The following is a 26,111-nucleotide window of genomic DNA, read 5'->3' on the forward strand; positions in this document are numbered from 1 at the left end:
AACCATGAGCCACACTTCTGCCGAATCTGTCACTAAAACCGAAGAATCAGCCGAGCAGTTCTTCACCCTCTGGACGGTCTTCAAGCGCTCCGAAACGGTTGCCCGCAGCGGTCAGGCGGCCTCCGACTTCGAAGCACTGCTGGAACGGCTGGCCGAGGGCGGCGTGACGCACCGCGGCAGTTACGACGTTTCGGCCATGCGCGCCGACGCGGACGTCATGGTGTGGCTCCACGGGCCCAAACCGGAGGCCCTGCAGCAGGCCATCCGCGACATCCGCCGCAGCACCCTTTTCGCAGGCACCGACATCGTCTGGTCCGCCATGGGCGTGCACCGCGAGGCGGAATTCGCCAAGAACCACACCCCGGCCTTCTCCCGCGGCGTTTCCCCGGCTGAGTGGCTGTGCGTCTACCCGTTCGTCCGTTCCTACGAGTGGTACATCCTGCCCGAGGAAGAGCGGGGTGCGATGCTCCGCGAACACGGCCTCCTTGGCCGCGAGTTCCCGCAGGTCATCTCCAACACCGTGTCCTCCTTCGCCCTCGGTGACTGGGAATGGATCCTGGGCCTCGAAGCCCCAGAGCTGGTGGACCTCGTGGACCTGATGCGCCACCTGCGGGCCACCGACGCCCGCAACCACGTCCGCGAGGAAATTCCGTTCTACACCGGCCGCCGCATCTCCGCCACGGAGATTGCCGAGGTCCTGGCATGACCCCCGTTAATCCGGTCACGGAAGCAGGCCGGATGGCACCGAAGCAGTACGACGCGGTGCTGCTGGCCTCCTTCGGCGGACCGGAAGGCCAGGAGGACGTCATTCCGTTCCTCCGCAACGTGACCCGTGGCCGCGGCATCCCGGACGAGCGGCTCGAGGAAGTTTCGCACCACTACCGTGCCAATGACGGCATCAGCCCCATCAACCAGCAGAACCGCGAACTCAAGGCAGCCATGGAGGCCGAGCTCGCCGCCCGCGGCATCGACCTGCCGGTGCTGTGGGGCAACCGCAACTGGGACCCCTATATCCCGCAGACCCTCCAGGACGCGTACGACGCCGGCCACCGCCGGCTGCTCATGGTCACCACGAGCGCCTACTCCTGTTACTCCAGCTGCCGCCAGTACCGCGAGGACATTGGGATGGCCCTGACGGAGACCGGCCTGGACGGCCGCCTCGAGGTGGACAAGGTGCGGCAGTACTTCGACCACCCCGGCTTCGTGGAGCCCTTCATTGAAGGCACGGCCGCTGGCCTGGCCGAGGTCCGCGCCAAGCTGGCCGGGATGGGCGCCCCTGACGCCCCGATGCAGGTCCTGTTCGCCACGCACTCCATCCCCACCCGCGATGCAGAAGCTGCAGGCAAGTCCGACGGCGAGCCCCGTGAATTCGAGGAGGGCTCGGCCTACGTGGCCCAGCACCTGGCCACCGCTGCGGCCGTCATGGCCCGGGTGGAGGAGGAATCCGGCCTGACTGCTCCGTGGTCGCTGGTGTACCAGTCCCGCTCCGGTGCCCCGCACGTGCCATGGTTGGAGCCGGACATCAACGACGCCATCGAGGAGCTGGCCGGCCAGGGCGTCAAGGGCGTCGTCATCGTCCCGCTCGGCTTCGTCAGCGACCACATGGAAGTTGTCTGGGACCTGGACACCGAAGCCATGGAAACCTGCGCCAACCTCCGCCTCGCCGCCACCCGTGTCCCCACCCCCGGAACGCACCGCAAATTCGTCAAGGGCATTGTGGACCTGATCGCCGAGCGGACCGTGGACCACACCATCAGCGACCGTCCCGCGATGACGGACCTGGGACCCTGGTACGACGTCTGCCGCCCGGGCTGCTGCGCGAACTTCCGCGGCGAAAAGCCCACCATCGCGGGTGCGGACACCACCGTGGGAACGGGGCACGACCCCTACCCGGCGGAGTCCGGAGCCGAGGCGGGAGCCACGCAGCAGTGACAGTCCGCATCGGCACCCGCGCCAGCAAGCTGGCGCTCACCCAGACGAAGCAGACCGCGGACCAGCTCGCAGCGGTGGGCGGCTTCCCCGTGGAGCTCGTCCACGTCCGGACCGACGGCGACGTCCTCACCGGCCCGCTCTCCCAGATGGGCGGCACCGGGGTTTTCGTAGCCGCTCTCCGCGACGCCCTGCTTCGGGATGAGTGCGATGTCGCCGTGCATTCCCTGAAGGACCTGCCCACCGGTGCGGCAGTGGGCCTGAGCCTGGCCGCGACGCCACGGCGCGTGGACGTCCGGGACGTGCTCTGCGCCCGCGACAGCTTCAAGCTAGCCGACCTGCCCGCAGGAGCAACCGTGGGCACCGGCTCACCCCGCCGCGCCGCCCAGCTCCGGGCCGCCCGTCCGGACCTGGCCATCGTCGATATCCGCGGAAATGTGGATACCCGGCTGGGGCGCGTGCCCGGAATTCCGGGCAACACCACTGACCAGGTTGTTCCGGGGAAGTCCTGCGACCTGGACGCCGTGGTGCTTGCCGCCGCCGGCCTGGAACGCATTGGCCGCCTCGACGCCGTCAGCGAGTTCCTGGACACGGACGTCATGCTGCCCGCCGCGGGCCAGGGCTCCCTGGCCATCGAATGCCGGACGGCCGATGCCCCGCGCAAGGCCGGTTCCACCGAAGGGTCCCAGGCAGTCCTGGCCCAGGCCCTGGCTGCACTGGATGACCCCGACACCCGGCTCGCCGTGACAGCCGAGCGCGCACTGCTGGCCCGCCTGGAAGCAGGCTGCGCCGCGCCGGTGGGCGCCTATGCTTACCGCAAGGGAAGCATGTTCCACCTTGAAGCCGTGGTGTGCGCGGTGGACGGTACGGCCACGGTCCGGGATAAGCGGGCAACGGACGGGCTCACCGAAGTGGGCGCCACTCTCCTGGGCATCGAACTGGCCGAGGCGCTGCTGGCTGCCGGCGCCGCTGACATCGCCGACCTCCAGGCTTCCTGACGCGGATGGAGCAGCCTCCCGGTGGATCCGCACCCGGCGCCGCGCTGAATGGTGCCCGGGTGCTGATTACCCGGAGCCCGGAGCGCGCCGCGCCGGTCGCCGCCGCCCTGGCAGCGGCCGGCGCCACACCCCTGCTGCTTCCCCTGATCGACTTCGAACGCGCAGCCGACCAGCACGCGCTGGACGTTGCCTGCGACGCCCTCAGTGCCGGAGCCTACGGCTGGCTGGTAATCTCCAGCGCCACCACGGTCCATGCCCTCGCGGGCAAGGCGCGGGAGCGCGGACTGGCGCTGCGCCAGCTGGTGCCGGCGGGCACGCGGATCGCCGCGGTAGGCCCCGCCACCCGCCGCGAGCTTGAGGCCGAAGGCCTGCAGGCACACCTGGTACCGGCCGGCGGGCAGTCCGCCGCAGGCCTCCTGGAAGTATGGCCCGGGGGCGGCACTGTGCTCCTGCCGCAGGCGGACATCGCAGCGCCGCTCCTGGCCGAGGGTCTGTCGGCGGCCGGCAGCAGTGTCACGGCTGTGACCGCCTACCACACGGTTGAGTACCCGGCGGCCGCCGAACGCAGGCTCGCCGTCGGTCCGGAAGCCAGGGCAGGCGGGGAGGGGCCGCCGTCGTACGTCCTGCTCACTCCGGAAGGTGCGCGCACTGAACTTGCCGCGGGCCGTGTAGACGCAGCCCTTGCAGCCTCACCCAGCGCCGTGCGGCGCCTCGCGGAGCTGCTGCCGGACGGAGCCTGCCGGCTGGTGGTCATCGGGCGGTCGACGGCGGAACAGGCGGCCGCACTCGACCTTCGGGTTGCCGAAGTGGCGGCTGAGCCCACCCCGGCGGGGCTGGTTGCCGCGGTAACCCGTGCCCTCAACCCGCCCTGATACCGCTGCCCGCCACCAGCCACCAATCCCACGACGCGAAGGACAGCACCATGAGCTTTCCCAACCAACGCCCCCGCCGCCTGCGCACCACCCCGGCCATGAGACGCCTTACCGCCGAAACCCGGCTGGCGCCTGCCGAGCTGATCCTGCCGGTGTTCATCCGTGAAGGGCTCACCGAACCCCACCCCATCGGCTCCATGCCGGGCGTGGTGCAGCACACCACAGACACCCTCAAACGGGCCGCAGCGGAGGCCGTGGAACTGGGCGTGGGCGGCATCATGCTCTTCGGAATTCCGGAAACCCGCGACGCCGAAGGTTCCGCTTCCCTGGACCCGGACGGCGTGCTGAACAAGGCAATCCGGGACGTCCGGGCCGAGGTGGGCGATGACCTGGTGATCATGAGCGACGTCTGCCTCGATGAATTCACCGACCACGGGCATTGCGGCGTGCTGGATGCCAGCGGCTATGTCGACAACGACCGCACCGTGGAGATCTACGCGCAGATGGCTGTGGCCCAGGCAGAAGCAGGCGCGCACATGCTGGGCCCGTCCGGCATGATGGACGGCCAGATCGCCGCCATCCGCACCGCCCTCGATGCGGCCGGACACGTCAACACGTCCGTCATCGCCTATGCCGCCAAATACGCGTCCGCGTTCTACGGGCCCTTCCGGGAGGCCGTGGATTCGCAGCTCACCGGCGACCGGCGCACCTACCAGATGGACGCCGGCAACCGCACCGAAGCGCTGCGCGAGGTGGAACTCGACCTCGCTGAAGGCGCGGACATTGTGATGGTGAAACCGGCCATGAGCTACCTGGACATCGTGGCCGACGTCGCCGCCGGGAGCCCGGTGCCGGTGGCGGCCTACCAGATCTCCGGCGAGTACGCGATGATCGAGGCCGCTGCGGCCAACGGCTGGATCGACCGGCGTGCGGCGATCACCGAATCGGTGCTGGGCATCCGCCGCGCCGGCGCCGGCATGGTCCTCACCTACTGGGCAGCGGAGCTGGCCGGCTGGCTGCAGGAATCCCGGTGAGTGCCGCGCGGGCTGCCGGGCCTACGGCGCCCGTGGGCCAGGACCGGATCCTCCTGGGCCTGAACACTTTCGGGGACGTCGGCGAGAACCCCGACGGCAGCCCGCAACACCATGCTGACGTCCTGCGGCAGGTGCTGGAACAGGCGGAACTGGCGGACGCCGTCGGACTTCACGCCTTCGGCGTGGGGGAGCACCACCGCAAGGACTACGCCATCTCCGCTCCGGAAGTGTTCCTGGCGGCAGCGGCGGCCCGGACGCAGCAGATCCGGCTGGGCTCAGCCGTCACCGTGCTCAGCTCGGACGATCCCATCCGGGTCTTCCAACGGTTCTCGACCGTGGACGCAATTTCCAACGGGCGCGCCGAAGTGATGCTGGGGCGCGGGTCGTTTGTGGAATCGTTCCCCCTCTTCGGCCTGGACCTGGCGGATTACGAGGTCCTGTTCGAGGAGAAGCTGGAACTGTTTGACAAGGTCCGTGCGCAGAAGCCCGTGCACTGGGAGGGCCGCACCCGGCCGGCCCTGCACGGATTGAGCGTGTACCCGCCCCTGGAACACCACCTGCTGCCGGCCTGGATCGGTGTGGGCGGCACGCCGGAGTCCGTGTTGCGCTGCGCCCAGTACGGCTATCCCATCATCTTCGCCATTATCGGCGGGCAGCCGGCCGCGTTCGGTCCGCTGGCCGGCCTCTACCGGGATGCCATGGAAAAATACGGGCATGCCCCGCAGCAGGTGGCCACGCACTCGCCGGGGCATGTGGCGGACACGGACCAGCAGGCCCGCGAGGAGTTCTTCCCGCACTGGCTCAAGCTGCGCAACCGGCTGGGTGCCGAGCGTGGCTGGGGTCCCGCCGGGCGCCCCGAATTCGACGCGCTTTGCTCACCCGAGGGTGCGCTGTACGTGGGCTCGCCGGACACGGTGGCCCGCAAGATCGCCATGCTGAAGAAGAACCTGGGCGTGGACCGGTTCGACCTTAAGTACAGCAGCGGCCCGCTTCCGCACTTCGCCATGATGCGATCCATCGAGCTCATGGGAACCGCCGTGGCCCCCCGCGTGGCTGAACTGCTCGGCCAGTGACGGCCGGGCCAACTGAGAGAATAGGGACCATGACTTCCACCACCACTCGTAACGAGGCACTTTTTGACCGGGCGCGGCAGCTCATGCCCGGCGGCGTCAACTCCCCGGTACGGGCCTTCGGGTCCGTGGGCGGGACCCCGCGGTTCATGGTTTCGGCCAAGGGCGCCTACCTGACCGATGCGGACGGCAACGAATACGTGGACCTGGTCTGCTCGTGGGGTCCGGCACTGCTGGGCCACGCCCACCCCGCCGTCCTCGAAGCCGTCCACGCCGCCGTCGACCGCGGACTGTCCTTCGGTGCCTCCACGCCGGACGAAGCCAACCTGGCCGCGATCGTCCAGGAGCGGGTCTCGGCCGTGGAACGCCTGCGCATGGTTTCCACCGGTACCGAAGCCACCATGACAGCAGTGCGCCTGGCCCGCGGCTTCACCGGCCGGAACCTCATCATCAAGTTCGCCGGCTGCTATCACGGCCACCTGGACGGACTGCTGGCCTCGGCCGGATCCGGCGTGGCAACACTGGCGCTGCCGGGTTCGGCAGGCGTCACCGCAGCGACCGCCGCGGAGACGCTCGTGCTGCCGTATAACGACCTTGCCGCGGTGGAAGCTGCCTTCGCCGCCCACGGCACGGACATCGCCGCCGTGATCACCGAAGCCGCGCCCGCCAACATGGGCGTGGTCACCCCCGCCGAAGGCTTCAACGCCGGCCTGGCCCGGATTACCCGCGCACACGGTGCGCTGCTGATCGTCGACGAAGTTCTCACCGGGTTCCGCACCGGATACTCCGGCTATTGGGGCCTGACCGGCGGAGCCCCGGACGCGGCCGACCCCTGGACCCCGGACCTCCTCACCTTTGGCAAGGTGATCGGAGGGGGAATGCCGACGGCGGCCCTCGGCGGGCGTGCCGACGTGATGGACTACCTCGCACCCATCGGCCCGGTCTACCAGGCCGGCACGCTCTCCGGAAACCCGGTGGCGATGGCCGCCGGCGTTGCCACACTGACCCACGCCACACGGGACGTGTATGAGGCCATCGACTCCCGGTCCCTGGAACTGTCTTCAGCACTGTCCTCCGCACTGGACGCGGCCGGCGTGGACCACTCCATCCAGTTCGCCGGCAACCTGTTCTCCGTGGCGTTCGGCACCTCGGCCCGCGGCGTCCACAACTACGGCGACGCCCAGGCACAGGAGACCTTCCGCTACGCGCCGTTCTTCCACTCCATGCTGGACTCCGGCGTCTACCTGCCGCCGTCCGTCTTCGAAGCCTGGTTCCTGTCCGCAGCGCACGACGATGCAGCCATGAACCGGATCTTCGATGCCCTGCCGGCCGCTGCGAAAGCGGCCGCTGCAGCGCAAGGCTAGTTCCGGCGTCGTACGCGCCACGAAAAATCCCCGCCTCCCGGACCGTTCCCCGCCGCATTCGCGGGGGAGAAGTCCAGGGGGCGGGGATCTTTGTGGTCCCTGCTGCCTTAGAAGGCGGGGGTCACGTCACCGTTGGGCCATTCCTTCTCGATGAAGGCCTTGACCTCGGGGGAGTGCAGGAGCTCTTCCAGCTTCTGGATGCGGGCGTCCTCCGCGGAATCCTCGCGCCAGGCCAGGAAGTTGGCGTAGGGGTTCTCTTCCACCGATTCCACGGCGAGGGCGTCCTCGGTGCTGAGGCCGGCCTTGAGGATGAAGTTGCCGTTGATCAGGGCCAGGTCCACCGAGGGGTCCTTAAGGTCGTTGATCAGCAGTTCCGGCTGGTTCTCGGAGAACTTCAGCTTCTTCGGGTTCTGCTCGTCAGTCAGGGTGAGGACGGCGGAGTCATCCTCGATGTCCTTGACCAGGCCGGCAACTTCCAGGACCTTCAGGGCGCGGACCTGGTTGGAGGGGTCGTTGGTGATGGCCACCTTCGCGCCGTCCTTGATGTCCTTGATGTCCTTGACCTTCTCCGAGAACGCGGCGTAGGGCTCGATGTGGACGCCTTCGCCGTGACCGAACTTGTAGCCCTTGGTCTCCACCTGGTCCTCGTACCAGGGCAGGTGCTGGTAGAAGTTGGCATCCAGCGAGCCGTCGCTCAGTGCGGTGTTGGGGGTCTGGTAGTCCTCGATTTCCTTGATCTCGAGCTTCAGGCCGGCCTCGGGGGCGAGTTCCTGGTTGACGAATTCGAGGATCCTGGCGTGCGGGACGGGGCTGGCCCCAACGGTGAGGGTTGCCGGGTTGGCAGGGTCGAGGGTGGCGACGTCGGCGCTCGGGGTGGAGGAACCACCGCAGGCAGCCAGCGTCAGCGCAGTGACGATGCCCGTGGCCAGGAGGGAGAGTTTCTTACGCATGGGATGCGTTCCTTTCAACTGCTGAAATGGGAATGGGGGCCGGGGCGTCCGGGCCTGGTGGCTGGCGCCTAGCGGTGGTCCAGGCGCCTGGAGATCCATTCGCCCAGGACTTGGATGACCTGGACCAGAACGATGATGAGGACGATCGTGACCATCATGACCGTGACATCGAAGCGCTGGAAGCCATAGTTGTAGGCCAGCTTGCCCAGGCCGCCGCCGCCCACCAGTCCGGCCATGGCCGAGTAGCCCACCAGGGTAACCACGGTGGTGGTGGTGGCTGCGACCAGGGCGGGAAGCGACTCGGGCAGCATCACCTTGTTGATGACCTGCATTCGGGTGGAGCCCATGACCTGGGCGGCGTCGATCTTGCCGTGGTGGACGTCACGCAGCGCGGTTTCCACCAGTCGGGCGAAGAAAGGGATGGTGCCGATGGACAGCGACACCGAAGCCGCTACGGGACCCAGACTGGTTCCGGTAAGGAGGCGCGCCACCGGAATCAACGCCACCATGAGGATCGCGAACGGGATGGACCGGGTGATGTTGACCACCACGTCGCTCATGATCCGGTTGGCCACGGGCATGGGCCGCAGGCCGCCGGGAGCGGTGGCATGCAGGAACACGCCGAGGGGCAGCCCCACGAGGACCGTGAAGAAGGCAGAGATTCCCACCATCTGCAGGGTTTCCACGATCGCCTCGGGCAGCGCCTTGGCCAGGACCGGATTGCTGAAGAGTTCGTTCACAGGAGTTCTCCCGCCTGATTAACCTCGGGTTCGTCCCCGGGGGTTGCGGCCTTGACGGCAATGCCGCGTTCGGCGAGATAGGCAATGACCGCGTCGCGGTCTGCTTCGCGGGCAAGCTGGACCCGGAGATGGCCGAACTGCTGTCCGCCCAGGGTTTCAACGCTGCCGGCCAGGACATTGAGGTCGATATCGAAATGACGTGCGACGCCGGTCAGGACGGGCTCCCGGGCACTCTCGCCGGAGAAGAGGATCTCCAGCACCGGACCGCTCTGGAGCGCCCCCTTCAGGGGTTCGGCGGCAGGGAGCGGCAGCAGCGCTTTGGCCAGCCGGCTTTCCAGGTTGCCGGCCACGTCTTCCAGGGCGCCGTGCTCCACGATGCGGCCCTTGGAAAGCAGCGAGACGGAATCGCAGACGCGCTTCACGACGTTCATCTCGTGGGTGATGATGAGCACGGTGAGCTGCAGCCGGGTGGTGAGGTCGTGGATAAGGTCCAGGATCTCGTCCGTGGTGGTGGGGTCAAGGGCCGAGGTGGGCTCGTCGCAGAGCAGGACGTCGGGGTCTGCGGCCAGGGCCCGGGCGATGCCGACGCGCTGGCGCTGGCCCCCGGAGAGCTGGGAAGGGTAGGCGTTTTCGAAGCCGGTGAGGCCCACGAGGCCCAGCAGTTCCGTAACGCGGGCGCGGATTTTATCCTTGGGGGCCTTGACCAGTTCGAGCGGGTGGGCCACGTTGCCGGCGGCAGTCCGTGAATCCATCAGGTTAGCGTGCTGGAACACCATGCCAATCCGCCGGCGGGCCGAGCGGATTTCCGAGTCCTTGACCGAGCTCAGCTCGGTGCCGTCGATGCTGACGGATCCGGACGTGGGGCGGTCAAGCAGCGTGAGACAGCGGACCAGCGTGGACTTGCCGGCGCCGGAGTGGCCGATGATTCCGTGGATCGAGCCTTTGGGAACGGAAAGTGAAACGCCATCAAGGGCCACTACTTCCTTTTTCCCTTGGCGGTAGACCTTGCGCAGGTCAGTAACAGTGATCATTTGTCCTCAGGAGATTGGCATGGGGCAGTGGCATAGCACAGGCACCCGTTTGAACTTAATTATGTCAGCGGGCCGATGGAGCCGTCACTTCCGTTCAGGATTTCGCTGAATGCTTGCTTAACCGAACAATGTTCCAGTTCAGGTCGAAGCGTCATTTTGTCCTGCAGGCAGTGGCGGCATTGGGAAATTGCCATACGAATCCCGGCAGGTGCCGCCAGAGGTGCATGCGTGTGATACTCGTCGCAGCAGCAGCAGCAGCAGCAGCCCGGCGCAGGGCCGCGATGGCCCGTCCCCGCGTCAGGGCACCGGACGGCGAGGCTAGAAACCTCCGGTGGTGGCGTCCTGCGGAGGAAGGACGGGCCAGTCTCCTTCGATGACGGCCGTCGGCTTGGTCTTGCGCAGGTAGCCCTGGAAGTCCGCGGCCTGGCTCACGGCCCAGTCAACCTGAAGCTGGTGGAGCTGGCCGGCGGGCATGACGAGCTTGGGAAACTTGCCGGCCATGGCGTCGAGGACCTTCAAGGTGGCCAGGGCGTCCGCCGCGGAGGTGTGGGCGTTGTCCAGCACCACGCCGTACTCCTCGCAGAGCGCCGTCAGCGTCCGCTTGCCCTTCCGGTACCGGTCCACCTGCTTGTTCATGATGTACGGGTCCAGGACCGGGAAGCGGGTGAGCTGTGGAACGCCATAGCGGGCGGATTCGGCCGCGAGGACCGTGAAATCGTAGCTGGCATTGAAGGCGATGACGGGGACGCCGGCGTCGAACAGGTCCTGCAGGACTGTTGCCAGCTCCCGGGTGACTTCGTGGGCGGGGCGGCCCTGGCTGCGGGCTTGCTCAGTGGTGACGCCGTGGACGTCACTGGCCTCCGTGGGAATCTCCACCCCTGGATCCGCCAACCATTCATGCTCGGTTACCAGCTCCCCGTGCTGGTCCACCACCGTGACGGACGCCGTGACAATGCGGGCCGCGCGCGAATTGCGGCCGGTGGTCTCGAGGTCGAATGCTGCGCGGGGGAGGGTGTTCCAGGTGCTCATGGTCCAACGCTATCGGGGCCGGCCGACAATTCGGCTCAACGCCACTGCGGCTACATTGGACCAATGCGGAGTGACTACGTGGAGGCAGTGCTGGCCGTCGTCGACATGGTTCCTGCCGGCTCCGCTGTGTCCTACGGCGACGTTGCCGAACTCCTTGGCGCCGGAGGCCCGCGCCAGGTGGGTGCCGTCATGAGCCATCATGGCAGCACCGTGCCCTGGTGGCGGGTGCTGAGGGCGGATGGCCGCGCGCCGGCCGGGCATGAAGCCGGGGCGTTGCGCCATTATCTTGAAGAGGAAACAGCGCTGCGCGGCGATATTGTCGGATACCTGCGGACCGGCGAAGGCAGCTGGCGCGTGGATCTGGCAGCGGCGCGCTGGGCGCCCACCGAAGAGAACTTCGCCCGAATAGACGCTTTGGCCTGCGGCCTGGCGGCGCCGCTGCCGGAATTGTCACTGGCTGATGATGGAATGTCCGGGTGACGTTAACAGCTTCGCTTCAAGGCCTTCCGGACCAGGGCCACGTTCCGAACCAGGACCCGGCAGATGCACACAGCCTGGCACTGGCACAGGAGGCCGGGCCGGCACTCCGGTTGCTTCCCCCGGCCAGGGTCCACGCCGCCGCACCCGTCCTGACGGCGGACCAGCAGGCCGTAGTGGACGTCCCGGCAGGTTCGGGCCCCGTGCTGGTGCCGGGCGCCCCGGGAACGGGGAAGACCACAGTGCTCGTAGAGGCGGCGGTGACGCGCGCGGTCCGGGACGGCGTGGACCCCGAACGCATGCTCATCCTGGCGCCTACCCGGCTGGCCGCAGACTTCCTTCGGGACAGCTTCACTGCGCGGCTGGACCGGAGCCTGAGCACCACGCCGGCAAGGACCTGGGCCTCCTACGCGTTCGACGTGCTCCGCCGCGCCAAGGCTGAAGGAATCCTTGCGTTGTCCCGGCCGCCCCGCCTGCTGTCCGGGCCGGAACAGGACCTCATCATCAAGGAACTTCTCGAGGGGCACCGGCTGCCCGGCCTTGAACTGCCCTGGCCGGAGGATCTGGACCAGGCCCTGGATACCCGGGGTTTCCGGCAGGAGGTCCGCCAGCTCTTTGACCGCATCATCGAATCGGGCAGGACCGCGCAGGACCTCGCGCTGCTGGGTGAACAGTGCGGCCGACCGGACTGGGTGGCGGCCGCGCGGCTCTACGCCGAATACCGCGACGTCCTGGACCTTAGGATGCCGGAAGCCTTCGACCCTGCCGGGATCCTGACAGCGGCACGGCACGTCTTCCAGGACGCCCCGGACTTCCTGGCCGCGGAACGGGACCGCCTCCAGCTGGTCCTGGCTGATGACATCCAGGAAGGCAGCCCCGCTGTTTTCGAACTGCTGGCCGACATCACCGCCGGACGGGATGCCTTCATCACCTCATCGCCGGACACCGTGGTCCAGGGGTTCCGTGGTGCCCGCCCGGACCTCGTGGCGGACCTCCCGGGCCTGCTGTCACCGCAGGCCCCCATCCTGGAGCGGCCGCTGCAGTTCGCGCACCGGCATGCCCCGGCCGTCGCCCGGGCCTGGCAGGGAGTGGCGGGCAGGATCTCACAACGTGCCGGCGGGCAGCTGGCCCGGCGGCTCGATCCCCACCGCGACGCGGGTGGGGCCGGTGCAGTGGAGGCCCACCTCGTTCCCTCCGCCGTGCATGAACTCCGGTACGTCACGCAGCGGATCCTGGACCAGCACATCAACCATGAACGGGACCTCAGTGACATGGCCGTGATCGTGCGCAACGGCGGCCAGGTCGCCGAACTCCAGCGCTACCTTGCCGGGCAGGGTGTCCCCGTGCGCGTCCCGGTGGCGGAATCTGCGGTTAGGGACGAGGTCGCGGTGCGGCCGCTGCTGGACGCCTTTGCCATCGCCCTGGACAGCTCCCGGCTCACGCCCGAGGCAGCGGTATCACTGCTGACGTCGCGGATCGGCGGTGCCTCGGCCATAGAATTGCGCCGGGTCCGGCAGTCGCTCCGGCGCGAGGAACTGCAGGGCGGCGGAGGCCGGACCAGCGACTCGCTCCTGGTCGAAGCGCTCCTGGAGCCCGGCGCGCTGTCCACCCTCGGTATCGAAGGCCGCTCGGCCCGCAGGACGGCCCGGATGATCCAAGCCGGCCAGCTCGCGGCGCTGGAGCCCGGGGCGAATGCCGAGTCGGTGCTGTGGGCTATCTGGAGCGCCACCGGCCTCGCCGCGGAGTGGACCCGTACGGCGCTCGCCGGCGGCCCCCACGGCGCCCGGGCTGACCGGGACCTTGACGCCATGATGGCCCTGTTCCACACCGCTGAACGCTACGTCGACCAGATGCCGGGCGCCGGCCCGGAACAGTTCCTCGAGTACCTCCTGAACCAGGAGCTCCCCATGGACACTCTGGCCGCGCGGGCCCAGGTCGACGATGCCGTGGAACTGATGACGCCCGCCAGCGCCGCCGGCCGGGAATGGCCAGTGGTGATCGTTGCCGGCCTCCAGGAGGGCGTGTGGCCCAACACCAGGCTCCGAGGCGAACTCCTGGGCAGCACCCTGTATTCGGATGCCGTGGAGCACGGGGTTCCCTACGCCCTGCAGCGCGACCCGCTGAGCAGGCTGCGGGACATCCGCTACGACGAACTGCGGAGCTTCTCCACGGCGGTGTCCCGGGCACGGGACCTGCTCATCTGCACCGCAGTTTCGTCCGAAGACGACCAGCCTTCCTCGTTCCTGGACTACATCGCGCCGCTGCCCGCCGGGAGCACCGGCCGGGGCTACACTCCCGTCGACCGTCCCACCACGCTGCGCGCCCTCGTGGCGGAACTGCGGCAGCATGCCCAGCTCGGCGGCACCGCAGGCCAGGAGGCCGCCCGGGTCCTGGCACACCTCGCCGTAGCGGACCCGCCCGTAGCGGGGGCCCACCCCGGCTCCTGGTGGGGGCTTGCCCCCCTCAGCTCCGACCAGGCGGTGGTACCGCCGGACGGAACAGTGTTTGTCTCGCCGTCCAAGGTGGAAACGGTGCAGAAATCCCCGCTCGACTGGTTCGTCCAGGCAGCCGGGGGCGAGGCCGCCACAGATTTTGCCCGCAGCCTCGGCACGCTGGTCCACACCATTGCGCAGGAACTTCCGGAGGCCTCGGGTTCCGAATATGTGGCGGAGCTGATTAAACGCTGGCCGGCCTTGGGGATGAAGGACAACTGGGAAGGGCGGCTGGATTTCCAGCGTGCCGAGGCCATGGTCCGCAAGCTCGCCTTGTATGTGCTGGCCATGAGGTCGGAGGGGCGGAGCCTGGTAGGCGTGGAGCAGGACTTCGAGGTTCCGCTGGGTCCGGTCACCGCGGACGACGGCGGCACTCGCCTTGGCGTTTTGCGCGGCCAAGTGGACAGGCTGGAAATCGACGGTGACGGCCGTCTGGTGATCGTTGACCTCAAGACCGGTAAACGGCAGCCGGGCAAGGGCGATGTCCCGCGCCATCCCCAGCTCGGCGCCTACCAGGCGGCCGTACTGGCGGGCGGGTTCGCTGCGGAGGACGGCAGCGGCGGAACGCCCGGCGGTGCGGTCCTGGCGCAGCTGGGAACGGGAACGAAGGGGCCGGCCATCCAGCACCAGGACGCGCTGGACCCGCAGGAGAACTGGGCCATGGACATGGTGAAGGCGGCAGCGGCCGTGATGGCAGGCAGCACGTTTGAAGCACGGCACGATCCTGCCAAGGGAGGGCACGGCGGTCATGGCTGCCGGCTGCCGGAAGTCTGCCCTCTCTGCGTCCGCGGACGGCAGGTGACCGAGTGAGCGAGGTGCATTCCGCTGTGCAGGAACCGAGGTTTACCCCCGAAGAGCTTTCAGGGCTGCTGGGCGAGAAGAACGTGCCCACGCCGGAACAGTCCGCCATCATCTCCTCGCCGCTGGAGCCGCGCCTGGTCATCGCAGGTGCCGGGTCGGGCAAGACGGCCACCATGGCTGACCGCGTGGTATGGCTGGTGGCCAACGGGTGGGTGCGGCCGGAGGAAGTCCTCGGCGTCACGTTTACCCGCAAGGCGGCGGGGGAGCTGGCCTCCCGGATCCGGACCAAGCTGGCCACGCTGCAGCAGGTGGCCCGCCAGGACGGGAGCCACGGCTTCCCGGAGGGATTGTCCGGCAGCGAGGCCCCGGAGCCCAAGGTCTCCACCTATCACTCGTTCGCCAGCGGAATCGTCTCCGATTACGGGCTACGGCTCGGCGTGGAGCGCGATGTGGTCCTGCTGGGCGGGGCGCAGGCATGGCAGCTGGCCAGCGAGGTGGTGGAGGCTTACGACGGCGAGTACGCCCACTTCCGAACAGCCAAGTCCACGCTGGTCAAGGCCGTCATCCAGCTTGCCGGTGAATGCGCCGAGCACCTCCAGGATCCCCGTGAGGTCGAGGCATGGCTGATGGCGCGGCTGGCGGGGTTCCAGGCCCTGCCATACCTGGATGGCAAAGCGAAGAATGCGCCGCAGGCCGCAGGAGAACTCGCTGCCATGCTGCGCACCCGCGCCAGCGTGGCTGACATGGTGGCACGGTACGCGGCAGCGAAACGGGCCCGGGGAGCACTGGACTTCGGTGACCTCGTGGCCCTGGCTGCCCAAGTGGCCCGCGACGTTCCGCTGGCGGCCACCGTGGAACGGCAGCGCTACAAAGTGGTTCTTCTTGACGAGTTCCAGGACACCTCGTACGCCCAGCTGGTCCTTTTCTCCCGACTGTTCGGCGGCGGACATGCCGTGACGGCGGTCGGCGACCCCAATCAGTCGATCTATGGCTTCCGCGGCGCGTCCGCGGGCCAGCTCTTCCACTTTGTCCGGGAGTTTCCGGTCCGCAACCATCCGGCCGGCCAACCGGGCAGTTGGTCCCCGGCCCCCACTTCCTACCTCACCACGGCGTGGCGGAACGGCCGTAACATCCTGGCTGCGGCCAACGTCATGTCCCAGGCGCTGGCCAGGGAGGCTGCCCAGCGGGGGCCCGCCGGCGGCGGGGTGGACGGCGCCGGCGGTCCCGCAGGTGCCACCGGGGTTCCCGAGGTGCCGCCGCTGCAACCCAGCCCCTTCGCGGCCGATGGAAAGGTGGTCATGGGCCGGTTTGCCAGCGACGCCTCGGAGGCCGAGGCCCTGGTGCAGGACGTCCTGAAGTACCGTGTGACGGACTTCGAGATGAAGGCGGACGGTTCACCGGTACCACCCGCGCTCGCAGTCCTTTGCCGCCGCCGGGCCCAGATGGAGGCCGTCCGGCGCGAATTCGACGCACGCGGAATCGCGTACGAGATCGTTGGCCTGGGCGGACTGCTGGACACCCCGGAAATCGTGGATCTGGTCGCCACGCTCCGTGTCCTGGCCGACCCGACGCGGTCGGATGCGCTGATGCGCCTGCTGGCAGGGGCGCGGTGGCGGATAGGCCCGGCAGACCTCATGGCGCTGCGTGACTGGTCAGGCCAGCTGGCTGGGCGGCGCAGCCAGGCCGCCCAACGCCCCGACAGCGCATCGGGGGAGTCAGCGCCGCACCAGCAGCAGGGCCCGGCGCAGGACGGAACTGACGACGGCGGTACGGTCCTTGAGGGGGACCTGACGGACGGCGCCAGCCTGGTGGAGGCCCTCGACTGGCTGCCCCGCGAAGGCTGGACGTCCACGCACGGCCGGTCCCTAACGCCGGAAGGCCGCAGCAGGATGGCACGGCTTTCCGCCGAGCTGCGCCAGCTGCGGACCTACCTGGCCGACGATCTCACCACCCTCTTGGGTGAGGTGGAACGGGCCATGCTGCTTGACATCGAGGTAGCGGCCCGTCCCGGCGTCAGCATCCACCAGGCGCGGCGCAACCTCGACGCGTTCCAGGACGCGGCCGCCGGATTCCTGCGCACCTCCCAGCGCGTGGATGTCCTTGCCTTCCTGGCGTGGCTTGAGGCCGCTGCCGCTGAAGAGAACGGCCTGGAATCTCCGCCCAGCGAGGTCAACCGGGAAGCGGTCCAGTTGCTCACGGTCCACGCATCCAAGGGCCTGGAGTGGGACGTCGTGTTCGTGCCCGGCCTCAACGCCGGCGCCTTTCCCAGCGACCGGGACTCGCGGTGGAGCAGCGGCGCGGCAGCGCTTCCCTGGCCCCTGCGCGGCGACCGGGCGGACCTGCCGCAATGGGACCTGGACCAGCCCGACCAAAAGGGCTGGATCGACGCGGAGAAGGATTTTAAATCGGCCGTCCAGGCACACGGTGTGTCCGAGGAACGCCGGCTGGCGTATGTGGCCTATACCCGCGCCAAGCACGTCCTGTGGTTGTCCAGCGCCGCATGGGTGGGCTCCCGGGCCGGCTTGGCGGTGATGTCTCCCTTCCTCGCCGAACTCGAATCACTCACCCAGGGCAGTGGCGGTGAGCCTGCCGCAGCCATGGTGCATCCGGCTTCCCTTGAGGAGGCCGCCCTGCCCGAGTCCAGTCCGCTGACACTCGACACAGAAGTGGCCTCCTGGCCCTACGATCCGCTCGAAGGTCCCGTAAACCCCCGCACGGGGGCACGCCTGCGGTCCGCCGAAGGGCGGCGGGACGCCATGGAGGCGGCCGCGGCCCGTGTCCGGGCGGAGCTAACAGCCGTAGCAGAGGCGCCCCTGCTACCCCAAGGAAATGGCGCCGGCCCCACCGGAAGCACTCCGCCGCCGTGGGCGAAGGAAGCCGCGCTCCTGCTGGAACGCAGGGCCCGCCGGTCACACGGCCAGGACGTCCACCTTCCCGGCCACATCTCTGCCTCCACCTTCGTGGAACTCAGCGATGATCCTTCGGCGGTCCTGGCGCGCCTGCGGCGGCCTGTCCCGCGCGAACCCGGGATGTCCGCCCGCAAGGGAACCGCCTTCCACGCCTGGGTGGAGGAGTACTACGGAACCAGTGGGATGCTGGACCTGGAGGAGGCACCGGGTTCGGACGACCACATCGATGCGGCCTACGACCTCGACGCTATGGTGGCCACGTTCAAGTCTTCGCCATGGGCTGACCGCTCCCCGGCGTTCGTTGAAGTGCCTGTGGAAACGCGCGTTGGCGACGTCGTGGTGCGGGGCCGCATCGATGCGGTATTCCAGGACCCTGACGGCCGCTGGGACTTGGTGGACTGGAAGACCGGGCGGCGTCCTTCCGCCGCCCAGCTCAAGACCCGCGCCGTTCAGCTGGCTGTCTACCGGCTTGCCTGGGCAAGGCTGAAGGGCGTTCGACTGGAAGACGTCCGTGCGGCGTTCTTCTATGTTGCGGACAACCAGGTGGTGCGTCCTCACGACCTCGGGAACGCCGCGCACCTGGAGGAGCTGGTGGCGGCCGCGTTCAGTTCTTCCTGATCTCCACCACGGAGAGGGCAGCCGTGGAGGTGTCCTCCGCACTCGCCGAAGGCGCGTCGCCGGCGCCGTGGCCGGGTTCCGGAGGGATCGGTGTCACGTGTACCGCCGGTACCGCCTTCAGTGGAACCTGCTGGACCGGCGTGGCAGGCTGAACACCAGGGACGGGGCGTGCCAGCGGGAGGGGCTCAGCGGCCACCACAGGTTCCACCGAGAGGGGCTGGCCGCCGTGGCGGAGGATATCCTCGTCGAGCGAGCTGAGCATGTCCTCCGCCTCGGCGATCATCCCGGCGTCGTTGGCCGCGATGCCCTTGACCAGGTACTGTGCCAGTGCAAACTCTGCCGAGAGCGCCGCCCGCCGCAGGAGATGGGTGTCGGTGCTGTCGCGGCGTGCAGAGCTGTAGGCGGCGAGCACCGCATCCACGAAGTCCTGCTCGTTTGACGCCACCAGCCACGCAAAGTCGTCCGCCGGGTCGCCGATGCGCAGATCGGTCCAGCCGGTCACGGCGCTGACCCGGTCGCCCTCCACCAAGAGGTTGTCTTCGTGCAGGTCCCCGTGCACCACGCACGGGTTGAACCGCCACAGCGAGACGTCTTCGAGGGCGTGTTCCCAGCGCAGGAGCAGGCCCGCCGGGATTTTTCCGGTGGTCGCGGCCTGGTCAAGTTCGTTCAGGCGGCGCTGCCGGAACTCGTTGGGGGTATAGCTGGGCAGGTCGGCATTGTTGACCAGGTCCAGTGGGAGGTCGTGGATCGCAGCCAGCGCCGTACCTATTTCCCTGGCCAGGGCCGGCGAACTGCCCGTCAGGTCCTCGACGCTGCGGGTGGAGCCGCCCAGATGCGAATAGACAAAGGTGCTCAGGGCTCCAAGGCGCACGCTTCCGGCTACCGTCGGCATCAGGAACGGCAGTTCGGCGCGGACGGCCGGGGCAAAGGCCCTCAGCACCAGGAACTCGGTCTCCAGCCGGGCGCTTGCCTCGGCATGGCGCGGAGACCTGACGCGCCACCTCTTGCCCTCCGAATCCAGCAACAGGGCAGAATCGAAGTCCGCCGGATCATCCGGGGCAGCACTGACAGCCGTCGGGGTCAGTCCGGGGACAGCCGCGGTAGCAACGGCTGCCAGTTCCATTGGTTCTCTTCTCACCGTTCCACGGTAGATTGCCCGCCCGCCAAGAAGCCGGTGTGGCGGCGGCGAGTCTCCAGATACGTGCAAATGTCACGGGCCGGGCTTCCGCGGCCGAGAATGTCAATTGTCGGCGCCAGTCAGTACGGTGGACCCATGAGCCACGCGGAGTCTGTTGCACCGGCCCGCCGGGATAACCCGGCGCGGCTCCCCGCCAACCACCTGATGGACACGGTGCTGCCGGTCCCGCCCGCACTCGTGGACCGCGGTTCCGTCGTCCGCACCCGGCCCGGGATGGTGGCCGAACTGCTGGAGGACCACAGCACGCTGGCCATGGTCCTCGCCGGCCGGGAAGGGCTCGTCCGCGACGGCGCCCTGTTCCTCACCGGCGCCAGAGAGCTCCGCGAACGCCTGGCCAGCGCCGGGAGCGAACCAAGCCTGGTCGTCTACCTCGGGGCTGCCCTCGCAGGATCGGACCTGCCGCCCGGCACCCAGCTCCTCCTGTTCGTCCTGCCCACGCCCCCAGCCCCCGGCACGGCAGGAATCCCGGCTGACTGTGCGTGGCAGGGCTTCCGCGAGGTCGCTGCCGGCCTCAGCGCCACCCACACCGCGCTCTTCATCGAAGCAAGCGCCATTGCCAACTGGCATGCCGGGCACACCCACTGCCCGCGCTGCGGCGCGCCCACCCGGGTGGAGGCCGGCGGCTGGATCCGGCGCTGCCCGGCGGATTCCACGGAGCACTACCCGCGGACGGATCCAGCCATTATCGTCACTGTGGTCGGCCCGGACGGCAGGGTACTTTTGGGCGGTGGAGGTCCGGTGGACGCCCGCAACTACTCCACACTGGCCGGTTTCGTAGAGCCGGGGGAGTCCCTGGAACAGGCGGTAGTGCGGGAGATCTTCGAGGAAGTGGGAGTCAAGGTCACCGCATGCCAGTACCTTGGCTCGCAGTCTTGGCCTTTCCCCGCCTCGCTTATGCTTGGATTTACCGCCGTGACGGAAGACTCGGAAGCAACGCCCGACGGCGTGGAGGTCACCAGGGCGCGCTGGTTCAGCCGCGAGGCACTCCAGGAAGCCATCCTGGCCGGTGAAATCACCATACCGGGACGGCTTTCCATCGCCCGGGCACTGATCGAACACTGGTTCGGCGGAACCATCCAGGACCGCGCCGGGGCTTAGCGGCCCTGCCGGGTCCCGGCACGGCACTCGAGACAAAGAACAGCAGAAGTGACTCCAGAACATTTTGACGGTGCAGCATCCTTGGAGGACCGGATCCTTGGGGGCCTGGACGCGGAACAGCGCGAAGTCGCCAGTAGCCTCAATGGGCCGTTGTGCGTGCTGGCCGGAGCCGGGACAGGCAAGACGCGGGCCATCACGCACCGGATCGCCTACGGGGTCCACTCAGGTGTCTACACTCCGCAGCGACTGCTGGCCGTAACTTTCACCGCCCGTGCGGCGGCCGAAATGCGCAGCCGCCTCCGTGACCTGGGCGCCGGCAATGTTCAGGCCAGGACCTTCCACGCAGCAGCGCTGCGGCAGCTTCAGTTCTTCTGGCCGCAGGCGGTGGGCGGCACCCTGCCGCACCTGTTGGACCACAAGGCCCAGCTGCTGGCCGAGGCCGCCCGCCGGCTCCGGCTCAGCACGGACCGGGCGTCCATCCGCGACCTCGCATCGGAGATCGAATGGGCGAAGGTCTCGATGCTCACCCCTGCCAATTACCTGGAAAACGCGCAGGGACGCGGGACGCCCGGAGGGTTCGACCTCACCGCGGTGGCCCGGGTGTTCCAGTCCTATGAGGACGTCAAGACAGACCGGAATGTCATCGACTTCGAGGACGTCCTGCTCATCACCGTCGGCATCCTGCAGGAGGACGAAAAGGTTGCCGCCACGGTACGCGAGCAGTACCGGCATTTTGTCGTGGACGAATACCAGGACGTGTCTCCGCTGCAGCAGCGGCTGCTGGAACTCTGGCTGGGCGGCCGGGACGAACTGTGCGTGGTAGGCGATGCCAGCCAGACCATCTACTCCTTCACCGGGGCGTCACCGAAGCACCTGCTGGGCTTCAAGGCGCGGTACCCGCAGGCCAGCGTCGTCAAACTCATCCGCGACTACCGGTCCACCCCGCAGGTGGTCAGGCTCGCCAACGACCTGCTGGCCGCGCGCCGGAGCGGCGGTCCCGCTGCGGACGCCGCGTGGGCCCCGCCGCTCCAACTGGTGGCACAGCGGCCCGCCGGTCCCGTGCCGGGCTTCATCGAATGCACAGACGATGAGGCGGAGGCCGCCACCGTTGCGGAAAGAATCAGGCAGCTCCTCGACGCCGGCACCCCCGCCAGCGAGGTGGCCATCCTCTTCCGCACCAACGGACAGTCGGAAGCCTACGAACAGGCCCTCGCAGCCGCGGGCATCGGCTACCAGCTGCGCGGCGGCGAACGGTTCTTCGCCCGCAAAGAGGTCCGCGACGCGATCCTCCAGTTGCGCGCCGCCACCCGTGCCGTGGCACCAGACGCTGCGGAGCCGTTGGGGCAGCTGGTACGGGACATAGTCTCGTCCCTTGGTTATACGGAGGCGGCCCCGCACAGCGGCGGGGCGCTGCGGGAGCGGTGGGAGTCCCTGGCAGCCCTCGTGGCGCTTGCCGATGAGCTCGTCCAGGCCCGCGGAGCCGGTTTCGGCCTTGCGGACTTCGTGAACGAGCTCCAGGAACGCTCACTGGCCCAGCATGCCCCCACGGTCCAAGGCGTAACGCTGGCTTCGTTGCACGCCGCCAAGGGCCTGGAATGGGACGCCGTGTTCCTGGTGGGCCTCAGCGAAGGGCTGATGCCCATCTCCTTTGCCGATACCCCCGAGGCTGTGGACGAGGAACGCCGCCTGCTCTACGTCGGCATCACCCGAGCGCGCGAACACCTGTCGCTCTCCTGGTCAACCGCCCGCACGCCGGGCGGGCGGGCCAACCGGAAACCCTCCCGCTTCCTCGATGGTCTTCGGCCGGACTCCGTGGCGGGCTCCGGCACCCGGGGGAGGGCCGCCGTCGTCCGCCGGAAAGCTGCTGCTCCCGCCGTCTGCCGCGTCTGCGGGAGCATGTTGGCCACGGGAGCGGAACGCAAGGTGGGCAGGTGCAATAATTGCCCGCCCAGCTATGAGGAACAGACTTTCGATGCACTGCGGAGCTGGCGCCTGGAAGTAGCGCAGGCCGCGGACGTGCCCGCCTTCGTGGTGTTCACTGATGCGACGCTCACGGCTATCGCCGAGGCCCGGCCCGCAGCGCTGGAGGAGCTCGCCGCCCTGCCCGGCGTAGGTCCGTCCAAGCTCGAACGCTACGGCGAAGACGTCCTGCGGGTGCTCGCGGAAAGCCAGGTCCTGTGAGCAGCGGCCGGGCACGCCAGGCGCTTGCCCCGGGTACTGCAACTGTGCTCACCACCCCGGACGGTTCCCCGGTCGAAGTGCGCCGGTCCGCCCGGCGCACCCGCACCGTGGCTGCTTTCTGGGAAAACGGCACCGCCGTGGTAGCCATCCCCGCGCGCTTCTCCGCGGCCCAGGAAGCCGAGTGGGTGCACCGGATGTTGGCCAAGCTGCAGCGGCAGGGGGAGAAGCGCGCTGCCGGCGGCCGCCGCCGTCCCGCCAGCGACGCTGCGCTGGCGGAGCACGCTGCCGCGCTTTCGGCGCGCTACCTCGAGGGCCGCGCCGTGCCGTCCTCCGTCAGGTGGGTGGGCAACCAAAACTCCTGCTGGGGTTCGGCGACACCGGCGGATGGAACTATCAGGCTTTCGGACAAGCTGCGGCCCATGCCGCAGTGGGTCATCGACTACGTGCTGCTCCACGAGTTGGCCCACCTGCTGGTCCCTTCGCACAATGCCGCATTTTGGCGGCTCCTGCAGGCATATCCGGAAACGCAGCGGGCCAAGGCGTTCCTGGAAGGCGTCGCGTTTGCCACGTCCAGGTCTTTGCCTGAAGCGCCCGGCGCCTGCCAGTAGGACGGCAGGCGCCGGGCGGTTGCCGGTGGACCCAGGCTACTTATCGTCTGAGCCGGGTGCTTCGCCGGAGTCCGGCGCGTCGTCGAAGCCGCCGTCCAGCAGCTTCTGCAGGGCGTCATCCACCTCGCTGTCGCTGGCTTCGGCGAGCTTGCGGCGGCTGCTGAAGCCGCGGGGATCGTCCAGGTCTTCGGCTGTGGGCAACAGGTCCGGATGGTGCCAGATGGCGTCCCGGCCCTCGATGCCGCGCTCTTCCTTGAGCGTCGCCCAGAGCGTGGCGGCGTCCCGGAGGCGGCGCGGCCGCAGTTCCAGCCCCACCAGGGAGGCGAAGGCCTGCTCGGCCGGGCCGCCCGTGGCGCGGCGGCGGCGGACCGTTTCGCGGAGCGCTGCGGCGGAGGGGAGGACATTCTCCGTGGCGGCGGCCGTGAGCTCGTCCACCCAGCCTTCCACCAGGGCGAGGGCCGTCTCCAGCTTCTCCAGGGCCTGGTCCTGGGCCGGTGTGCGCTGGGGCATGAAGACGCCCTGCGAGAGTGCTTCCTGGATGCCTTCGGGATTTCCGGGGTCAAGGTCCCTGGCCAGTTCCTCGATGCGCGTGGTGTCGATGTGGATGCCCCGGGCGTAGGCTTCGATGGCGCCCAGAAGGTGGCTGCGGAGCCAGGGAACCTGCACGAAGAGCCGTGCATGGGCGGCTTCGCGGACGGCCAGGAACAGCCGGATGTCGTTCTCCGGCAGGGACAGCCCTTCGCCGAAGGCCGCCACGTTGGTAGGCAGGAGGGCCATCTCCAGGTCCACCAGCGGCACACCGATGTCGGTAGAGCTCACGACGTCCGTGGACAGCGCCCCGATCGCCTGGCCAAGCTGCATGCCAAAGATTGCTCCGCCCATGTTCTGCAGCATGGAGGATGCGCCGCCCATCATGGACTTCATCTCCTCAGGCATCTGCTCCGTCATCGCTGAGGACAGTGCGTTGGCGATGCTGTTGGCCACGGGCTCGGTAAGCCGCTTCCACGTGCCCAGGGTGGCCTCGACCCACTCGGCGCGCGACCACGCGTGTCCGATCAGCCCCGTCCCGGGCAGGTCAGTCACCGGATCGAGCCACAGCTCCGCGAGCCGCAGCGCCTCGTCCACCTCACGCGACTGCTGGGCGGTCACGGACGGGTCGGCACTGCCTGCCGCCACGCGGCGGGCGTTCTCATGCGCCAGGGTCCAGTTCACCGGACCCTCCGAGGGGGCGCTCATCATGGCCTGGACCTGGGAAAACATCTGCGCCAGGAGGTTGGGATCGTTTGGCAGGCCCGCGGCCTTGGCCAGCTCGGCCGGGTCGAAGTTCTCCATCCCCTTGCCGCCCATCAGGTTCTGCAGCATCTCGGCCAGTGGATCCTTGGGCGTGTCATCGCCGTTGGACGAATTAAGTGGATTGGAGGTCATGGTCCTGCCGATCGTCGGTGTGACTGTTGATCAACCTTCACGGTACCCCCGCCGCAGGCGGCTGTCTGCCGCCCTGCGGCACCGTTCGCTGTGGGCAAAGACAGCCGTCCGGTGCCAGCGCGTACTCTTGGTGGGTGACGTTGATAGCCGAACCCAGGGACAGTGAATCCATGGACAGGGAGCCCGGGGACAGGAAAGTGTCCGTCATGATGCTGGCGGGCATGACCGCACTCGGACTGGGGATAGCGGTCGGTACCGTTCCGGTGCCGTACGTCGTCGAATCGCCGGGTCCCACCTACAACACCCTGGGCAGCGTCAACGGCGCCCCCGTCATCAGCGTCACGGGCCGGCAGGCCTACCCTGCCAACGGGAACCTGGACCTCACCACGGTGTATGTCGACGGCGGCCCCAACAGTCCGGTGAGCATCCTCGGTGCGTTCTCGGCCTGGCTGGATCCGGCCAAGAGCGTCCACCCGGTGGAACTGCTGTATCCCACGGGCACTACCAAGGAGGAGGCCGAGGAACAGAGCTCCACGGCGATGGCTTCCTCCCAGGAAAACGCTGTTGCGTCGGCGCTGAACGAGCTGGATATCCCCTTCGGCCAGAAGCTCCAGGCCGCTGAGATCCCCGAGGGTTCCGCCTCGGCGGGCAAGATCCTCCCGGGGGATGTCTTTGCCTCCATCAACGGGAAGCCGGTGACGGCGTTGTCCGTCATCCAGCAGGAACTCGCGGCCGGCGCCGGAGCCCCCGCCACCGTCGTGGTGGACCGGGACGGGAAACCGGTCACCGTGAGCATCACCCCGCAGGAAGTGGAGGGCCGGCATATCCTCGGGGTCATGCTCAAATACCTGTTTACGTTCCCCCTGGACGTGACGATTTCGCTGGAGAAGGTGGGCGGGCCAAGCGCCGGCCTCATGTTTTCGCTGGGCATTATCGACACCATTACGCCCGGGGACCTGACCGGTGGCCGGCACGTCGCCGGCACCGGGACCATCTCTCCGGATGGCCAGGTTGGCCCCATCGGCGGAATCCGTCAGAAAATGCAGGGCGCACGCGAGGCGGGTGCCACCCTGTTCCTGGCTCCAGCCGAGAACTGCGGGGAAGTGGTGGACCATGTTCCTGATGGCCTGCAGGTGGTCCGCGTGGAGACCCTGGCGGAGGCGCGCTCCGCAGTTGAACGCGCAGGTAACGGCCTGGACACGGCCGCCCTTCCCGCCTGCGCAAGCAACTAGACTGGCAGGAACCAAGCATTCCTGACCAGCAGCTATGAGGTATCGAGTTTGTCCC

Annotated in this window: 20 protein-coding genes; 14 read left to right on the plus strand and 6 right to left on the minus strand. The window is 68.4% G+C overall.

The genetic code is table 11. The annotated features are described in order from the left end of the window. Positions 1-4 precede the first annotated feature (4 nt). The 7 genes from hemQ to hemL are packed head-to-tail and all read left to right on the plus strand — an operon-like array spanning position 5 to position 7,267. Positions 5-706, plus strand: a complete 702-nt coding sequence (hemQ, locus tag ACFWIX_RS04135; protein WP_377214818.1) for a hydrogen peroxide-dependent heme synthase — start codon at positions 5-7, stop codon at positions 704-706. Then, positions 703-1,932 (plus strand): ferrochelatase, encoded by a 1,230-nt coding sequence (locus ACFWIX_RS04140; RefSeq protein WP_377214819.1) that lies wholly within the window; start codon positions 703-705, stop codon positions 1,930-1,932. Before hemQ ends, ACFWIX_RS04140 begins: the two co-directional genes overlap by 4 nt. Continuing rightward, positions 1,929-2,927: a hydroxymethylbilane synthase gene (hemC, locus tag ACFWIX_RS04145; RefSeq protein ID WP_377214820.1), complete on the plus strand. Its 999-nt coding sequence runs from the start codon at positions 1,929-1,931 to the stop codon at positions 2,925-2,927. Before ACFWIX_RS04140 ends, hemC begins: the two co-directional genes overlap by 4 nt. A 5-nt stretch (positions 2,928-2,932) precedes the next feature. Continuing rightward, positions 2,933-3,799 carry a uroporphyrinogen-III synthase gene (locus ACFWIX_RS04150; RefSeq protein WP_377214821.1) on the plus strand — a complete coding sequence of 289 codons (867 nt, stop codon included), beginning with the start codon at positions 2,933-2,935 and terminating at the stop codon, positions 3,797-3,799. Between the two features lie 50 nt (positions 3,800-3,849). Continuing rightward, positions 3,850-4,833 carry a porphobilinogen synthase gene (gene hemB / locus ACFWIX_RS04155; RefSeq protein ID WP_377214822.1) on the plus strand — a complete coding sequence of 328 codons (984 nt, stop codon included), beginning with the start codon at positions 3,850-3,852 and terminating at the stop codon, positions 4,831-4,833. Further along, a complete protein-coding gene (locus ACFWIX_RS04160) occupies positions 4,830-5,906 on the plus strand; it encodes an LLM class flavin-dependent oxidoreductase (protein ID WP_377214823.1) in 1,077 nt (358 codons plus the stop codon). The genes hemB and ACFWIX_RS04160 overlap by 4 nt, the downstream gene beginning before the upstream one ends. Positions 5,907-5,935: 29 nt before the next feature. Then, complete coding sequence (gene hemL / locus ACFWIX_RS04165; RefSeq protein ID WP_377214824.1) at positions 5,936-7,267, plus strand: glutamate-1-semialdehyde 2,1-aminomutase; 1,332 nt, start codon at positions 5,936-5,938, stop codon at positions 7,265-7,267. Between the two features lie 107 nt (positions 7,268-7,374). Here the strand turns inward: hemL and ACFWIX_RS04170 are convergent, their stop codons facing one another. From ACFWIX_RS04170 to ACFWIX_RS04185, 4 genes are all read right to left on the minus strand, one after another. Further along, on the minus strand, positions 7,375-8,217 hold the full coding sequence (locus ACFWIX_RS04170; RefSeq protein ID WP_377214825.1) for a MetQ/NlpA family ABC transporter substrate-binding protein: 843 nt from the start codon (positions 8,215-8,217) through the stop codon (positions 7,375-7,377). A gap of 68 nt (positions 8,218-8,285) precedes the next feature. Further along, a complete protein-coding gene (locus ACFWIX_RS04175; protein WP_377214826.1) occupies positions 8,286-8,957 on the minus strand; it encodes a methionine ABC transporter permease in 672 nt (223 codons plus the stop codon). Then, entirely contained in the window at positions 8,954-9,988 is a 1,035-nt protein-coding gene (locus tag ACFWIX_RS04180; RefSeq protein WP_377214827.1) for a methionine ABC transporter ATP-binding protein, read from the minus strand. The genes ACFWIX_RS04175 and ACFWIX_RS04180 overlap by 4 nt, the downstream gene beginning before the upstream one ends. A gap of 318 nt (positions 9,989-10,306) precedes the next feature. After that, the gene (locus ACFWIX_RS04185; RefSeq protein WP_377214828.1) at positions 10,307-11,017 is read right to left on the minus strand and encodes a 3'-5' exonuclease; all 711 of its coding nucleotides are present in this window, start codon (positions 11,015-11,017) and stop codon (positions 10,307-10,309) included. Between the two features lie 63 nt (positions 11,018-11,080). On the opposite strand from ACFWIX_RS04185, the gene ACFWIX_RS04190 reads away from it, so the two are divergent. From ACFWIX_RS04190 to ACFWIX_RS04200, 3 genes are all read left to right on the plus strand, one after another. Continuing rightward, positions 11,081-11,497, plus strand: a complete 417-nt coding sequence (locus tag ACFWIX_RS04190) for an MGMT family protein (protein WP_377214829.1) — start codon at positions 11,081-11,083, stop codon at positions 11,495-11,497. A gap of 74 nt (positions 11,498-11,571) precedes the next feature. Beyond that, entirely contained in the window at positions 11,572-14,796 is a 3,225-nt protein-coding gene (locus ACFWIX_RS04195) for an ATP-dependent helicase (RefSeq protein WP_377214930.1), read from the plus strand. Next, positions 14,793-18,314: an ATP-dependent helicase gene (locus ACFWIX_RS04200; RefSeq protein ID WP_377214830.1), complete on the plus strand. Its 3,522-nt coding sequence runs from the start codon at positions 14,793-14,795 to the stop codon at positions 18,312-18,314. The genes ACFWIX_RS04195 and ACFWIX_RS04200 overlap by 4 nt, the downstream gene beginning before the upstream one ends. Here ACFWIX_RS04200 and ACFWIX_RS04205 read toward each other — a convergent pair. Beyond that, the gene (locus tag ACFWIX_RS04205; protein WP_377214831.1) at positions 18,301-19,452 is read right to left on the minus strand and encodes a macrolide 2'-phosphotransferase; all 1,152 of its coding nucleotides are present in this window, start codon (positions 19,450-19,452) and stop codon (positions 18,301-18,303) included. The two genes, ACFWIX_RS04200 and ACFWIX_RS04205, sit on opposite strands and share 14 nt — an antisense overlap. A 135-nt stretch (positions 19,453-19,587) precedes the next feature. Here ACFWIX_RS04205 and nudC point away from each other — a divergent pair, with 135 nt between their 5' ends. From nudC to ACFWIX_RS04220, 3 genes are read left to right on the plus strand one after another with little or no spacing between them, the layout of a single operon-like run. After that, on the plus strand, positions 19,588-20,610 hold the full coding sequence (nudC, locus tag ACFWIX_RS04210) for an NAD(+) diphosphatase (RefSeq protein WP_377214832.1): 1,023 nt from the start codon (positions 19,588-19,590) through the stop codon (positions 20,608-20,610). A gap of 48 nt (positions 20,611-20,658) precedes the next feature. Further along, positions 20,659-22,791 carry a UvrD-helicase domain-containing protein gene (locus ACFWIX_RS04215; RefSeq protein ID WP_377214833.1) on the plus strand — a complete coding sequence of 711 codons (2,133 nt, stop codon included), beginning with the start codon at positions 20,659-20,661 and terminating at the stop codon, positions 22,789-22,791. Then, positions 22,788-23,399, plus strand: a complete 612-nt coding sequence (locus tag ACFWIX_RS04220; protein ID WP_377214834.1) for a YgjP-like metallopeptidase domain-containing protein — start codon at positions 22,788-22,790, stop codon at positions 23,397-23,399. The genes ACFWIX_RS04215 and ACFWIX_RS04220 overlap by 4 nt, the downstream gene beginning before the upstream one ends. A gap of 36 nt (positions 23,400-23,435) precedes the next feature. Here ACFWIX_RS04220 and ACFWIX_RS04225 read toward each other — a convergent pair whose 3' ends face one another. Further along, a complete protein-coding gene (locus tag ACFWIX_RS04225) occupies positions 23,436-24,824 on the minus strand; it encodes a zinc-dependent metalloprotease (RefSeq protein ID WP_377214835.1) in 1,389 nt (462 codons plus the stop codon). 170 nt (positions 24,825-24,994) lie between these two features. Here ACFWIX_RS04225 and ACFWIX_RS04230 point away from each other — a divergent pair, with 170 nt between their 5' ends. Further along, a complete protein-coding gene (locus ACFWIX_RS04230) occupies positions 24,995-26,056 on the plus strand; it encodes a PDZ domain-containing protein (RefSeq protein WP_377214836.1) in 1,062 nt (353 codons plus the stop codon). Positions 26,057-26,111 lie beyond the last annotated feature (55 nt).

Origin of the sequence: Pseudarthrobacter sp. NPDC058362 (assembly GCF_042723515.1) — a bacterium.
Classification (GTDB): Bacteria; Actinomycetota; Actinomycetes; order Actinomycetales; family Micrococcaceae; genus Arthrobacter.

Bases quoted from the DNA above. Each gene is read 5' to 3' on its own strand.
- hemQ (WP_377214818.1), top strand. From the start codon at position 5: ATGAGCCACACTTCTGCCGAATCTGTCACTAAAACCGAAGAATCAGCC.
- hemL (WP_377214824.1), top strand. From the start codon at position 5,936: ATGACTTCCACCACCACTCGTAACGAGGCACTTTTTGACCGGGCGCGG.
- hemB (WP_377214822.1), top strand. From the start codon at position 3,850: ATGAGCTTTCCCAACCAACGCCCCCGCCGCCTGCGCACCACCCCGGCC.
- ACFWIX_RS04225 (WP_377214835.1), bottom strand. From the start codon at position 24,824: ATGACCTCCAATCCACTTAATTCGTCCAACGGCGATGACACGCCCAAG.
- ACFWIX_RS04230 (WP_377214836.1), top strand. From the start codon at position 24,995: ATGGACAGGGAGCCCGGGGACAGGAAAGTGTCCGTCATGATGCTGGCG.
- ACFWIX_RS04190 (WP_377214829.1), top strand. From the start codon at position 11,081: ATGCGGAGTGACTACGTGGAGGCAGTGCTGGCCGTCGTCGACATGGTT.
- nudC (WP_377214832.1), top strand. From the start codon at position 19,588: ATGAGCCACGCGGAGTCTGTTGCACCGGCCCGCCGGGATAACCCGGCG.
- ACFWIX_RS04170 (WP_377214825.1), bottom strand. From the start codon at position 8,217: ATGCGTAAGAAACTCTCCCTCCTGGCCACGGGCATCGTCACTGCGCTG.
- ACFWIX_RS04140 (WP_377214819.1), top strand. From the start codon at position 703: ATGACCCCCGTTAATCCGGTCACGGAAGCAGGCCGGATGGCACCGAAG.
- ACFWIX_RS04185 (WP_377214828.1), bottom strand. From the start codon at position 11,017: ATGAGCACCTGGAACACCCTCCCCCGCGCAGCATTCGACCTCGAGACC.
- ACFWIX_RS04150 (WP_377214821.1), top strand. From the start codon at position 2,933: ATGGAGCAGCCTCCCGGTGGATCCGCACCCGGCGCCGCGCTGAATGGT.
- ACFWIX_RS04180 (WP_377214827.1), bottom strand. From the start codon at position 9,988: ATGATCACTGTTACTGACCTGCGCAAGGTCTACCGCCAAGGGAAAAAG.